This window comes from Mesorhizobium sp. PL10 (assembly GCF_053714315.1).
In genome coordinates this window covers 1-13,583 of the sequence record NZ_JBSKBR010000054.1, presented here as the reverse complement: position 1 = coordinate 13,583, position 13,583 = coordinate 1, and the positions used below count along the sequence as shown (strand labels likewise).

General features: G+C 59.5%; 6 protein-coding genes and 2 pseudogenes. 6 read left to right on the top strand and 2 right to left on the bottom strand.

Translation table 11 applies throughout. The features are described from left to right. Positions 1-138 precede the first annotated feature (138 nt). The 3 genes and pseudogenes from ACWGTO_RS31535 to ACWGTO_RS31525 all read left to right on the top strand — a co-directional run. On the top strand, positions 139-672 hold the full coding sequence (locus ACWGTO_RS31535) for a hypothetical protein (protein WP_454578657.1): 534 nt from the start codon (positions 139-141) through the stop codon (positions 670-672). Between the two features lie 35 nt (positions 673-707). Beyond that, the gene (locus ACWGTO_RS31530) at positions 708-872 is read left to right on the top strand and encodes a hypothetical protein (RefSeq protein WP_454578656.1); all 165 of its coding nucleotides are present in this window, start codon (positions 708-710) and stop codon (positions 870-872) included. 230 nt (positions 873-1,102) lie between these two features. Continuing rightward, positions 1,103-1,286: pseudogene (locus ACWGTO_RS31525) on the top strand (hypothetical protein); the annotation flags it as partial. Positions 1,287-1,429: 143 nt separating this feature from the next. Here ACWGTO_RS31525 and ACWGTO_RS31520 read toward each other — a convergent pair. Then, positions 1,430-1,580: pseudogene (locus tag ACWGTO_RS31520) on the bottom strand (IS110 family transposase); the annotation flags it as partial. 1,044 nt (positions 1,581-2,624) lie between these two features. Between ACWGTO_RS31520 and ACWGTO_RS31515 the strand changes: the two are divergent. From ACWGTO_RS31515 to ACWGTO_RS31505, 3 genes are all read left to right on the top strand, one after another. Continuing rightward, a complete protein-coding gene (locus tag ACWGTO_RS31515; protein WP_454578655.1) occupies positions 2,625-3,515 on the top strand; it encodes a SctD/MshK family protein in 891 nt (296 codons plus the stop codon). 315 nt (positions 3,516-3,830) lie between these two features. Further along, a complete protein-coding gene (sctV, locus tag ACWGTO_RS31510; RefSeq protein WP_454578654.1) occupies positions 3,831-5,942 on the top strand; it encodes a type III secretion system export apparatus subunit SctV in 2,112 nt (703 codons plus the stop codon). Positions 5,943-5,963: 21 nt separating this feature from the next. After that, positions 5,964-6,476: a tetratricopeptide repeat protein gene (locus tag ACWGTO_RS31505; RefSeq protein ID WP_454578653.1), complete on the top strand. Its 513-nt coding sequence runs from the start codon at positions 5,964-5,966 to the stop codon at positions 6,474-6,476. Between the two features lie 127 nt (positions 6,477-6,603). Here ACWGTO_RS31505 and ACWGTO_RS31500 read toward each other — a convergent pair whose 3' ends face one another. Further along, on the bottom strand, positions 6,604-13,041 hold the full coding sequence (locus ACWGTO_RS31500; protein ID WP_454578652.1) for a shikimate kinase: 6,438 nt from the start codon (positions 13,039-13,041) through the stop codon (positions 6,604-6,606). Positions 13,042-13,583 lie beyond the last annotated feature (542 nt).

Here is a 13,583-nt window from a genome sequence, read left to right as displayed (position 1 = left end):
CTGATGGCTTCCTGGACCCGAATATCAGGGTCGAAACCCAGGCCGTAATCGCGGTGCCAGATGTAGCCGATCGGCACGCTTATCCGCAGTTCGCCACGCTGGGCCTTCTGTCGCGCGGCTTCGTACATCCGCGCCCGAATGACGGAAAGCTCGAACTCGCTGATGTTGCGCCCGGCCGCATCATTTTCGAGAGCGTGCGCCCAGCTTGCCGCAGCGCTGACGGGTGCCACTCTGGGGGCGCTCAAAAACGAGATCAGCCTGGCCGCGCAGCAAACAGCGCGGTGGACACCAGCCATCGCCGCTCCCGACGGTCCTGTCGATCGGGATCGCATTTTCGACGACGTTGCCAGGTCGTCATATGTCAAGCTGCATCGCTTTCAGAATCAGGATGCCGATTGCAAGCCGCGTACCGAAGCCAACACGAGCGCAATATCCCATGCCCGCAACACGGCGCGGGATCATTCTTCTGTAGGAGATCCTCTGGAGCGATATCCCACGGACCGGGCGCGCCAAGCTGGTTGGCATATGCGGGGTAAGACAGCAGTCTCTCCTTTCGTGTCGTTGGTCGAGGACCCCTCAAAACTGGCCGTTTCGCGCGACCCTTGGGCGCGAGCGATCGCCCACAATGCGAACATGCTGCACACGTACACCATCCCGAAGTCTGCAGTCTGACGCCAGACGACGTGCTGAGCAGTATTGGGCTCGGAATGAATGTCGAGGATCAGGACAACATCGACGCGGATGTGGATCTGATGTGCTCGCTGGGTAGAACGCCGACCCGAGAGACCGAGCGCTTGTTTCTGGGCGGCAATTTGGAGGACTACCGGACAGCCAGCGAGGCAAATCCGTACAAGAGCGTGGGTAATGAATAGATAGCCGGGCACCCAATCCGTGAGTTTGCTGGCCGACGTGGGCCTGAAGGGGATGCCGAGTCGCCAACGCGAATCCGCCCCAAGCGAGCGTCGGCGTGAACGACGATGCAGGCCCGCACCGCGTTGGTCGGCCGAGGTCATTTGCTGCGGGCGTGCCGTCGACGAGTACCCGGATGTGATCGCACCGTGCCACAGCATCGATGGCGGCACAGGGTTTGGCGGGCTTTTGTAGGATCATTCCCAATGCCTTCGGCGAGAAGCCCGTCCCCAAGCTCATGCCCGGCGCCATGATCCGATCTGCCTGGCGGGCAGATGACCGCCGTCAGGCAGGAACTCGTTCAGGAATACGAGGCCCAAAACGGCCTCGATAGAAAAGCAGTGGCAGGAGCCCTGCCAGACCCTCCGGCACAATGAGCGGTAGCGAACTCGCCACAGGGAAACCCGGGTCTCAATTAGGGAGGCGCGTTCGATCACTGTAGTCAGATAACTTCCTCATGTTTGCAGCTTCATGAGCTTGCGCGCCATCAGCGGCGCGCTCCTCTTGCGCGGGCAGCGACTTTGCAATGCACCGGTCGGAACCAGCCAAGCCGCCTAAGCTGCGCGATCCCACGCGCGTCATTGCGCTCCGACTTCACCGGCTTCGCCTTGAAGGCGTCGCGCATGCCGCGTCTCCAGCGGGCCCAGCGCCAGTCCCGCTTGCAGCATTTGCTTATAGACTGCGTATTCCGATGGTGGGCAGGTCACCGATTCCGATTTGAGCCGGCCGTCTTTCGTAGCTGTCATGTCAAGACACGTTAACCGGTGTCGTGCAGTAGAAGCGCACCGCGCTTCGCCGTCAGAATGATGTTGGTTAGAAGTCTGCCTCAATACGAGGGGGAGATCGCCCACAACTGTGATTTGGCGCTCGTTTTTTTCTAACCCTCGTCAGCTTGTCGACAGCTGGCGGCTTTAACCTGAGGAGGTGGATGCCTGCAGGACATGGCCGCCCCTCGACGAATGAAGATAAACGCCGGAGTACATGATGGTCGCAGGAATTAGAAGTATTGGCAGCTTCGGTGCTTCCCTTGCCCGTGCAGGGCGTCATGGACCTTCGAATGGACAACCGCCACACGGACCTGGCGGACCTTCTGGTGCTAAAACGCCGGCTAATCCTAACCACCCGGGCGATCCTAACGGGCCGGTTAGGGGACGCGATCGGACGGACATCCCGCTCAATTCTGGCGACGGCTCGCAATCTGCGTCCGAACAAGAAGCCTTCCAGCTGGCTCTGACCGCCGTTGCATTAACTACAATGAACGATGTCATGGCTGATGCCGAGGAAACTATGGCAGAGACGGAAGAGGATACCTGACGCTGGATGGTTCTCGTCAGGTAATAGTGGCCGTTGATAACGGCACAATTCGAAGAAAGGGAAATAATATGCCTAATGTTTCGAGTCCCATTGCTAGCGCTGCTAGTGCCGGCCTTTCGACTGCTGCAAACGCAGCGACCACAGCCGGTGGGGCTGCTGCGTTCCAGGCTCAAATCGCGGAGCTAGCAGCCGTTAGCGCGGAGGCTACGGCTAGGAGTATGCAGTTGCGCACTGTTACGACGCAGCTCACGACAATCAAGAAGGTTGCCGACGAACGCGTTCAGTAATGCCTGAAGCGTGGCTCAAATAGCCTCGTTCGCGCCCCTTGGTGCGATGTGAAACTGTAATGAGCCGCACGGCAATTTGCCGTGCGGCTTCTCTCCTTGTTCGGAAGATTATTCTTGAATGACACGGTTTGCCTTCATTTCGAAGTTCTATCGGGCCTTTACTGCGGACTGACCGGTAAGCTGGCTCCAGAAACGAACGTAATCGGTAGTGGGCTCGATGCCGATCTGATCTTCGTCGAGCAGGGACTCGCGCCGCATCATCTTCGGGTCACTCTTCTTGCCAATTCGATCGAGGTCGAGGCCCTTGCCGCCGAACTCAACGTGAAGGGCAGCGGGAATATTGCCGCAGGCGAGGGTATTGTTGTTCCACTTCCGGTCGTCATTCACCTAGGCGCGATGTCCATACTCTGGTCGGCACAGGGTGCAGCGCCAGCTGGTTCCAGCGGTACACCACGCCACTCGATCCCTGTACTAGCCTTCGTGTTACTGGGCTCGGTCGGGATCGGCGCGCTCTCAGCGATTTTCTCCTACTACGGCAGCGCCGGTGCATCGAGCGCCAATTCACCTGATGCCAAACTTGAATCCAAACCTACCCACAACTTCGCCGACAATCCGCCTACCGTGGCAGCGGCCAAAGACCTGCAACAGGAAGTCGATAGAGCAGGCCTGCTCAACATTAAGATAGGCTCCGCAAAGGGTGTTGTTACCGCTGAAGGCACCGTCACGTCTGCATCGGCCACCAGTTGGCAGCAGGTTCAGCAGTGGTTCGATCATCACACGAAGGGCGCTCTAACACTGGTCAATGGGGTGATCACCAAAGAGGAGAAGGCGCCATCCGCAATCGCGGTCGAGGCGGTTTGGCGTGGGCCCTCGCCGTATATTGTCATCAATGGCGAGAAGTATTTCGTCGGGGCCCTTTTGGACGATGGATGGACTGTCGATCGGATTGAGGACAGCCGCGTACTGCTGAGCCGAAATGGCCGCATCGCTTTTCTCCCGTATTGAAAAGTTTCCAGGTTCGCAGGGCCTGATCAAAGGAGAACTCCGATGCCAAGCCGCCACACCTACAATGTCGCCCTCGGTAATTGGGGTGCGTGAAGGCGTTGTGGTCCTGCGGAACCAGTTTCGGCGTGTACTGAGCCTATGCGCTCATCTCGGACGGCTTCGGCGGCGAGACCCTGACGGTCCTGGACAGACTGGATGCACCCGGTGACTGGCGCGTTTCGCGGTCTCTCAATCTCAAGCGTTGCCAGCGCGGGGTGTGTCTTCGAAAGCTGCGTAGCAGCGAAGCGATTCTCAAACGATCACAAAGGGGTCTCCATGGCCAACATCATGCGTAACCTCCTCGAGCGCGCGCCTGCCAACCCGGACTTAATGGTCGCGCTGATGCTGCTTCTGGCCATAGCTATGATGGTGATGCCAGTACCTGTCGTAGTGATCGACGCACTGATCGGATTCAATATGGGTTTGGCAATACTGCTGCTGATGGTTGCTTTGTATATTAGCACGCCACTTGAATTTTCCTCTTTGCCCGGCGTCATCTTGATTTCCACGGTGTTCCGTCTGGCGCTCACCATCGCAACCACGCGACTGATCCTGGCCGAAGGGGAGGCAGGTAGCATCATCCACACGTTCGGTGAATTCGTGATCTCAGGCAATATCGTCGTAGGGATCGTCATATTTCTGGTCGTGACCATGGTGCAGTTCATGGTCCTCGCGAAGGGCGCGGAACGCGTAGCAGAAGTGGCGGCGCGCTTCACGCTCGACGCTCTGCCGGGCAAGCAAATGGCGGTCGATGCAGAGTTACGGAACGGCCACATCGATGCCAAGGAAGCTCGCAGGCGGAGCGGCGCATTAGAGAAGGAAAGCAAACTTTACGGCGCTATGGATGGCGCGATGAAATTCGTGAAGGGCGACGCCATCGCCGGGCTGCTGGTTATTTTCATCAACATGTTGGGTGGGATTTCGATCGGCCTGCTTTCGAAGGGTATGCCTTTCGGCGAGGTGCTGCGTCACTATACCCTGCTTACTATAGGTGATGCGCTCATCTCGCAGATTCCGGCCCTGCTGATCTCAATTACCTCGGGGACCATCGTCACTCGTGTGACTGGGGCTGGGAGCCTCAACCTTGGGACCGACATAGTCACTCAACTCACGGCCAGTACGCGAGCGTTGCGGCTGGCGGCCTCGGTCTTGGTTGCGATGGGGTTCGTTCCCGGTTTCCCCCTGCCCGTCTTTCTTATCTTGGCCGCGATCTTCGCGGCGGCAAGCACTGTCAAGGGAAATGTGATAGGCGCCAACAATGTCGATGCTACAGCTGCAGCCCCAGTGGAGCCTAAAAACCAAACCATGCCTGCAGAGGCGTGTCCGATTGCGTTCTTCCAAGCGCTCAACCTGATGCATGCGATCGACCAAGTCGAATTACAACAGCACTTTGCACGCGCTTCGCAATTAGTCTCGGCCGATCTCGGCATCATCGTTCCCCGCATCCCTATCGCGGTCGATCAGCAGCTGCCCGAGTCGCAATTCAGGATAGATATCGAGGGCGTGCCGGTTGCACAGGATTTGATTGATCCGACACAGCTAACGCTAAAAGACGGTCTGGCAAGCATTGAATCGACCGGTATCCCTTTCCGGAATGATCCGGAAACGAACACAATCTGGGTCGAACAAGGCCACGCACGGGCTCTCCAGGCCGCCGGCGTCGGGCATCTCCGTCCCAGCGAACGCATCGCGTTGCGTGTCCAAGCAACGTTGACCCGCTATGCACCGCGCTTGGTCGGAATCCAGGAGACCAGCCAATTGTTGGGCAGGATGGAGCAGGAATATGCTGACCTGGTGAAGGAAGTGTTGCGCACGACGCCGCTCCCCAGGATTGCCGATGTGCTGCGCCGCCTGCTTGATGAAGGTATCCCGATCCGCAACACTCGCGTCGTCTTGGAGGCATTGGCCGAATGGGGCGAACGTGAACAAAATGTCGCCCTTCTCACCGAACACGTTCGTTCCGGTATGAAGCGGCAGATCTGTCACCGCTATGCGAACGGAAACGGAATCGTTCCCGCCTTCATCATCGAACGTGAGACCGAGGGTGTGGTGCGCAGTGCGGCTCGGGATTCGGCTGCAGGCCCCCACCTTGCACTGAATGATAGCCAGAGCGAAGCGCTACTATCACAGATGCGTCACATCGTTTCCAGTACAGCGCCGGATCAGGCTCGCCCTGTCATATTAACTTCGATCGATGTCCGACGCTTCGTCCGCGGTTTTCTAACGCGAAACGGGATTGATCTTGCTGTCCTGTCTTATCAGGACCTCGCGTCGGACTTCACGATTCAACCGGCCGGATCCGTCAAGCTGCGCCTAGAACCAACTGTGGATCCACAGGGGAATCTCGCGATATCCGCGTTGCCGTCCACTGACAGCCAAAGCACTTGATGAAAGGTGTGAGAACCGAACATGATTTCATTTCGTTTGAACTCAGCTCTCTTTGCCGCGCTCGCCATCCTGCCTCTGGGCGGTTGCGCCAGTTGGAATAAGCCAGCTCTTTCAGTGAAGGAGACGGCGCCACCAGCGTTGCTCGGCGCCGATCACATCGATCCGGCTATGCGCGAACGCATTTTGCGCGCAGTCGGGCAGGATTCTCAAGAGCGGGCTTTGCGGGATTTGAAGCAGGATCCGGATAATGTCGATGCGGCAATCAGTCTTACGAAACTCTTGTTGGCGCAGAAACGCCAGCACGGGGCGCTTCAAGTACTCGACAGAGTCTTAGTTGCGGACCCAGGTAATGTGCGTGCATTGAATGCGAAAGGAGCTGTCTTGGATATTCAGGGCCGGCATGAGGCGGCACAAGCGCTATATCGGCAAGCTCTCAAAACGGAGCCAGGGAATCAGATGTTGCAACACAATCTCGACCTGTCCCTGGCGTCTGACGGGAAGTCCGAACCGAGCGCGTTGGTACCGTCGCAATAGCTGTGCAATGCACCCGACTCAACGCGCTGTCAGAAGCGGTCGCAAATCGGGCTCTTAGGACCAGCTAAACTCGTTGTCCAAAAATTGGGGTCCATTTCGCTTGCCCGAAGCGACGACGCGCGCTTTCTCATGCCGCTCCTCGGTCCGCGGGCGCGCCTGGTTCGGCAACGTCAGCGCAAAGCTTGTCGTGAAGCTTGTTCAGGCACTCAGCCGCGCTCTTATTGATTTCCCACTTAATCGGGGAAATTCTGAGCTGGGCCTGCGCATAGATCTCTTGGCGCTGGTTCATCAGTTTTTGTATCGCTCCTTTTGGATCTTCAGTTTGCAGCAGCGGACGGCTCGTATCGTTCGGCAGGTGCCTCATGATCATGTCCAGATCGGCATCGATCCAGATCGAGATCGCGTTTTGGGCGATGCAGTTGCGGGTCCTGTCGTTGATGAAGGACCCACCACCGGTTGCGAGCACCATGGGGCCTTGCGCGAGCAATTGTGGGATCTGCTTCTCCTCAAGTTCCCTGAAGTAACCCTCGCCTTGATTTTCCCAGATTTTATTGATGGACTTTGCGCCTGTCTTGTCCTTGATGACTTGGTCGGAGTCGAAGAACTTCAGGCCCAGCAAGTTAGAGAGCTTCTTGCCAATACTGGATTTCCCGGCACCCATCATTCCGACGAGTACGACCGACTTGTCACCCAGCGCGGCAACAATTTGTCCGGCCATCGGCGACCTTTTGGGTATTCTTGGCAGGGCAGCTCGCACGGCAGAGGCCATGCTGCCAGCCGTGCTCCCGGTGTCAATGTCCCAGTGGGGGATGTCTGTGACCCCATCGGGAATTGCGACATCCTTGCAGATCGTGCGCGCGTGTTGCAGGAGTTCCTCGGCCCGCGATTGATCGGAGATCCCTGGAGGGCCACGCTGCAGCATCTTGTAGACATGATGATTGGCAATCTTGGCCTTGTAGCTGCTGGGGGTATGGAACTCCACTTCGAAGCGGTAACCCCGCGGGGTGGCAAAGACGGTTGTGATGCCGATAAAGGTTGGATTGAGCTTTTTGAACCAGTTGGTTGTGCTGACCTCGGTGTAGCCTTGATCCTCGAAGACCAGCACGGCCTTCCTGAAGGCGGCAGTAAAGTCCCGGTCAGGGATTTCGAAGACATGGCGGACGGCGTTGCTGATCAGCTGCGACGCCTGAGCGGACGGCACGCTCATTCCGGTGAGCTGGTCTCGCATCGAAGCCTCTGATCTCAAACGCCGATCGTGATGGGGCAAGCTCACCTCGATGTTGTATGTGCGCAGGCGTTCGGCCACCTCGCCCAGGGTCGCTGTGATTGCGTTCTCTTCGACCTTGGCGTTTTCGGCCTCGATGTGGGCGCGCTCATTAGCTTGCTCGCCGGCCAGCGTCGTGACCGGACCCGCGCTGGCAGCCCACCGGTCCGATTGTTCGGACAGAATACCTCGTTCCGCCGCGAGCTTGATAGAAGCCTCCATGATCGACGCCGTCAGCGTCGGATTGTCCTTCAGATCCGCCAGTGTCGCATCGACATCAAGGCGGCCCTGTTTCAGGCGCGCCGCAATACCCTTCGTGTAGGGCACCGCGCTCAGTCCGGGGGCCTTTTGCAGCAAGTACAGAAGCTGACGGCTCTTGGCCGCAAACAAGCAGGCGCCCGTGTCAGATTTATAGGCATCCGTTCCGACCTTGATGCCGACACTCAGCAGGTTATTGGCACTTTGCACGTGGTCATCGGCAACGTAACCATCCGGTCGCGGATGAATGCGTGCTGGATAATTGTCGACAATCAGCTGGATGCGCTCTCGTGGCTGAGCCGTGGCGGGGTAGGCCTCCGCCAGGTCCGGCAACAGCTCGCAGAGATCTGCGCTCACCGTCCGCCGTGCGTCGTTGCCGCCCTCTGCCGTTGCGGGCAGGACGCGCGGTTGCGCCGCCCACGCCTCGAGATCGGCCATGAGCAGCTCGGCCACCTCGCGGGCGACCGGATGATCTGCGACCTCGATCTCGCGCCCCGCCTTCTCGAGACTGTGCTCGATCTGCTCCCGGCTCACCTCGTCCTGGGTTAGCAGCACTTGAAGCTCGCGCCTGAGTTCGTGGTGGATGCCCTCGTAGATCCCGAAGATAGCCCGCTCGGCAAACCAGCGCCTTGCCTGTTGAGATTGCGCCAGAAAGTCTCGCTGCAGGCCGGTATAGGTCTCCAGGACATTTTGCGTCGCGGCCAGGATCTGGCTGGCGCGGCTGAACTGGTAGTGCTCGCCTTCGATCGCCGGGGTGTGCGATTTGGGCGGCTTGAGCGAGTGCACGCCGCGCGCCTGCTCGGCCTGATCGAACTGCCTGACATGCTGATAAAGCTGCGGCCGGTCGGCGACGATAATGACGGCGTCCCCGTCGAAGTCGCCATCGAGCTTTTTTTGCTCAACCGGCGGGACTGCAACCAACGAACCCGGAGCGAACACCTCGGTCGCCTGCAAGATGCCGACGCAGTCGAGCAAGGTGTCCACCTTGGCGCGGTCCTTGGCCCTCGCCCAGTGAGAATGACATTTGACGTCCTCGGCAGACAGCACCAGCCCTCGATCGGCGAACGCAGCCGGCCACATCTCGTCGGGCACCACGATCAAAATGCCCTTGGCGAACAACATCGGATCGTCCGCGGCCAGTTCACCGCTGGATTTTTGGGCGACATTGAAGCTGTACTGTATGGCGACGCACTGATCGAGGAAGATTGCGGTCGGGTCCCCATCGGCGCTCGAGCCGACCTGGGCGGTCGCGAAGGGGCGCAGGTTGGGCTTGTCATATGGCGAGCGCCCGATTAGCACGCCTTGCGTCCCCGTCATGGACTCACTCTTGAGCGTCGGCACGTGAAGCCGGCCGTCACTAGAAGGTACTGCCACCGCGCCGGGGCCATCGATGTGTCCACCGGTCACTGTGCGGTAGAGGTCTTCAGAGTTCAGTTCCTGTTCGTCTCGGCCCGCGAGCCAGTTGCTGGCCATCTTGCGCGCCTCAGCGGCCACCTCTTCGCTGCGCGGATAGTGTTGCAGGGCGGAGGCAGGCAGCGATGCTCGGCGTCCCTCACCAAAGGCCGGCACCCGCTCCGGATTGTCCTGGTCGCCGACGCGCCGAACCGCCGGCATGCGCGTAGCGAGCGAGGTCTTGATGAAGCCGCAGCCGTCATGCGGGCGCAGCGCGATGCCGCCCTGCGCTCCGCTGAGCCTGAAAGGATGCGCCTCGCCGGCCGGCCGGTCCGGCAGCAGCGCCAGTCTGAACGTGCCCTCAAGCGCAGCGTCATGGGGCCCAAGACCTTTGATCGCCAGTGGTGCTGCAAAGCCCCTGCGCTGCGTATAGAAGTAGGCCTCCTTGAACGGAGCCCAGGCCCGCGACAGCCGCTCGAAGTCGGTTCCGGCGGCCGTTTCGGCATAGGGAATGGCCAAAAGCTTTCCCCCGGGCGGCTCGACGCTGGCCGCGCCGGGCACGCGCGCGGCGATCTGCGCTAGCGTCGATCTGGGCGGCTTCAACTTGCTGCCGCCGAACAGGTCCATGCGGTAGGGCACCCCCTCGACGGTGAGCGTTCGTGCGAGCATGAAGGCACTCGGTCGTGACGGCAGTTGCACCGCGACCACCGGGACCCGCCCCTCAGTCACGCGATGAAAGATCGAATAGCGCGTCTCGGGCTCCGTCGCAACGGGCCGCCCCTGCAGGTCGACGACCGGAAGCCGCATCAGTCCCGCCTTCCCTTGCGGCGGTCTCGGCTCGTGGTCCATCTCTCGCAACACCTGATGCACGTTGAACTGGGAGGCAGGACGGTTGGCCTGGACTGTTACCGTATTTGCCGCCAGGAACGAATCCAGTGCCTCGAGCGGCCTTTCGGTCTCGATATCAGCGATCAGATTCCAACTCATGTTGGACAGGTCGCGTTCGATCAGCTCGCGCGTGCGGTGCAGGATATCCCTCGTCTCGCGCTGCAGCTCCTGCTGCCTCGCCTTGAGATCTAACATCTTGCCCTCGATATAGGGGCGCCGGTACAATGTCTCGAGGACCGCACGGGCCTTGAGGACCTGATACATGGACAAGGCCGGGCAACGGCTGGCGTGTGGGCCGCGGATCCGCTCCGCGTCGCTAGCGGCCAGATGCGCCGTAATCTTGTCTTTCACGACGCCTTGGATGTCGTTCAGCAAATGGAGCGCCTGCCTTCGGTGCCAGCGCAGCTGTCTCTGCGAGCCGCGCGCCAGCGGCAGCACGGCAACACTGAGATTACCTATGGTTTCCAGGTCGTTGGCGGCGGCAAAATTTGGCCCCTGACGCAATTCCTCGATCCGATCCAACCCCGCCCGTGCGAGCAAGCCGAGATCGTCAACCAGCCGAGCCTTGCCCAGGGCTTTGAAAATGTTGGCGATGCTCCGAACGTCCGCCTGCTTGAGGCGGTCGTTGGCATAGTGCAGGTGGTGGGCGAGCTTGCTGAACCGATCCCTCAGCAGAGTGGTGTGCGTTATTTCTCCACTGTCCTCCGACACCGTGATGCTTCGCCCAAGAGCATTGGCGACCATGCTGAGTTCAGACATTGTGAGAGCGCTGAACCGATGTGCTCCAGCGCCGAGGGTGCGCGCGATGTCCAACACGGCCTGGCGAGACGCCTCCTCGTCCAGGCACTTACTGAAACCGTTCACCAGGTTCGCCAACTCCTGAGAGGCAAAGCTGGCGAGTGAGCGCTCATGGACTTCACGCGCGATCACTTCCGTGGCTCGACCCGTGTCGTCTCCTGTCGGCCATTTGCTGAAGCCGTTCACCAGGTTCGCCAACTCTTGCGAAGTAAAACGAGAGAGCCCGTCGGCGAGGGTGGCGCGGTGGGAGATTTCCGCAGCGACTTGGACTGTAGCCTCTCTACCGGCCTGCTCCTGCGGCCACTTGCTTAAGCCGTTGGCCAGGCTCGCCAGTCCCTGCGGAGCAAAATCGGGAAGCCCGCCGTCGTCAGCGGCGCGCTGGCAGAGTTCGGCGGCGATTAAGCGCACGCCCTGCAGACAGCTCTCCTCTTCCGGCACCTTACTGAACCCGTTCACCAGATTCGCCAGCTCCTGCCGAGTAAAGACAGGGAGTTGATCGGCACGGCTACAGAGGGCCCCGGCGACCGCAACTGTGGCTTTGCCGAAATCTTCCTGCGGCCATTTGCTGAACGCGTTCGCCAAATTCGCCAGGCCTTGTCGAGTGACATCAGCGAGGCGCTCATCCCGATCAGCGCGACCGCGGACTTCCGCAGCGATCAAGCGCGCAGCGTGCTGACAATCGTTCTCTAGCGGCCATTTGCTGAAACCGTTCACCAGATTCGCCAACTGCTGCTGGTGAAATCGAGGGAGCTGATCAGCGATATCGACGACGATACGGGCGATCGACAGTGTCGCATTGACTGAATCCAGCTCTAGCGGCCATTTGCTGAAAGCGTTCACTAGGTTTGCCAAGTCCCGGTAATCGTGACCAGAGTGGGAGAATCGGTGGATGTTAGCTGCCACCGCTAGGGCAGCTTGGCGACAGGCAATTTCGTCAGGCCACTTGCTGAGGCCATTTATTAAGCTCGCCAGCTCCCCGCGAGTGAACTCAGAGAGCCGTCCGGAGGCCGCGCGGTCTCGGACTTCACGGCCGATTTCGACCGTCGCTTGGCGACACTCCGGCGCTCCCGGCCACTTGCTGAACCCGTTCACCAAGTTCATTAGCTGCTGGGGAGCAAAACTAAGGACGCGCGCGGGGTCAATATTGCGTGCTATTGAGATGGTCGCTTGGCAACAGTCGTTCGAATGCGGAAACTTGCTGAAACCGTTCACCAGATTCGCCAGATCTTGTGACGAAAAACGAGACAGTGGGGCGTCACGAGCATGACGCAGGACTTCCCGTGCGATCGTCTCTGCGGCTTCCTTTAAGTTGGGCTCGCCAGGCCATTTGCTGATACCGTTGACCAAGCTTGCCAAGTCTTGCGGGACAAAATCGGCGAGCTTGGCTGGGCACTTACACTTACCGCGACGACAGACTTCTCCGGCGATCGCGACGGCGGCTCGCGAGTCCGGCCACTTGGTGAAGCCGTTCATCACATTTGCGAGTCCCTGCGCAGTAAAACCACCAAGCCAGGGGGGGCGGGCAGCGCGGCTACAGAGCTCACCAGAGATTAAACCTGCGGCGTTGCGATGGACTGTCACATCCGGCGATTTGCTGAAACCGTTCACAAGATTGGCCAAGTGCTGCTCACTGAAGTGAGAGAGCTTACTGGCGCGGCAGCGCACAAGCTCATGAGCGATGTTGACGATCGCCTGCTGACAGGCCGGCTGATCGGGCCATTTGCTGAAGCCGTTGACCAGATTCGCGAGGTGTTGTGGCTCAAAATCACCGAGCCTGTTGACGTCAATCATGCCTGCTGTTTCGACTGCGGCGTCGCGCGTTTGCTCCGGCCACTTGCTGAAACCATTCACTAGGATCGCCAAGGCTTGCGCATCAAAACGATGGACTCGTCCAGCCTCCAGCACCGCAAGGGAGATTGCTGCAGCGGCTTCGCCGCAGGCCTGCTCTTCCGGCCACTTGCTCAACCCGCTCATTAGCAACGAGAGATTTTGACCGCTCAGATCCTGAAGTATTTCACTTTCGTCGCGGCAAAACTCAGCGACTCTGGTAATTCCATTCCGGCATTCCTTTGGATGCCGACCGAACGATGTTGCTAAAAGCGAAAGGGCTTTGCCTTCGAATCTGTTCCTGACCGCGTCGCCAAGCCGCGAAACCCCAGCCGCCAAGCGCCTGCAGGCTTCCACACCAGCCTGCCCTCCGGCCGGCCGGCTCAGCTCGTTGCAAACCAAGGCGTACGGCCACGATCGCCTGGCGAGGATATCTTCCTGTAAACGTGGGAGAAATCTAAGTGTGAACTCGGCGGCTGCCGTATTCAGGAATCCTGAGAGATCCTGCCTCTGCAGCCGCTTGGCGTGACGCCCCACTGCACTTGAGAAAACGGCGACGTCGCGAGCACGGCAAATGTCAGCTAGCGCTGCATTAAGTCTTTCTGAGCCTATTGAAGATCGTTCCGGGACTACACCTTGCACGTTCTGTGGGGCTGAATTCTCAACACGCGCCCTTCCCA

Excerpts from the sequence above, each read along its gene's own strand:
- sctV (WP_454578654.1), top strand. The coding sequence starts at position 3,831 with ATGGCCAACATCATGCGTAACCTCCTCGAGCGCGCGCCTGCCAACCCG.
- ACWGTO_RS31505 (WP_454578653.1), top strand. The coding sequence starts at position 5,964 with ATGATTTCATTTCGTTTGAACTCAGCTCTCTTTGCCGCGCTCGCCATC.
- ACWGTO_RS31530 (WP_454578656.1), top strand. The coding sequence starts at position 708 with ATGAATGTCGAGGATCAGGACAACATCGACGCGGATGTGGATCTGATG.
- ACWGTO_RS31535 (WP_454578657.1), top strand. The coding sequence starts at position 139 with ATGACGGAAAGCTCGAACTCGCTGATGTTGCGCCCGGCCGCATCATTT.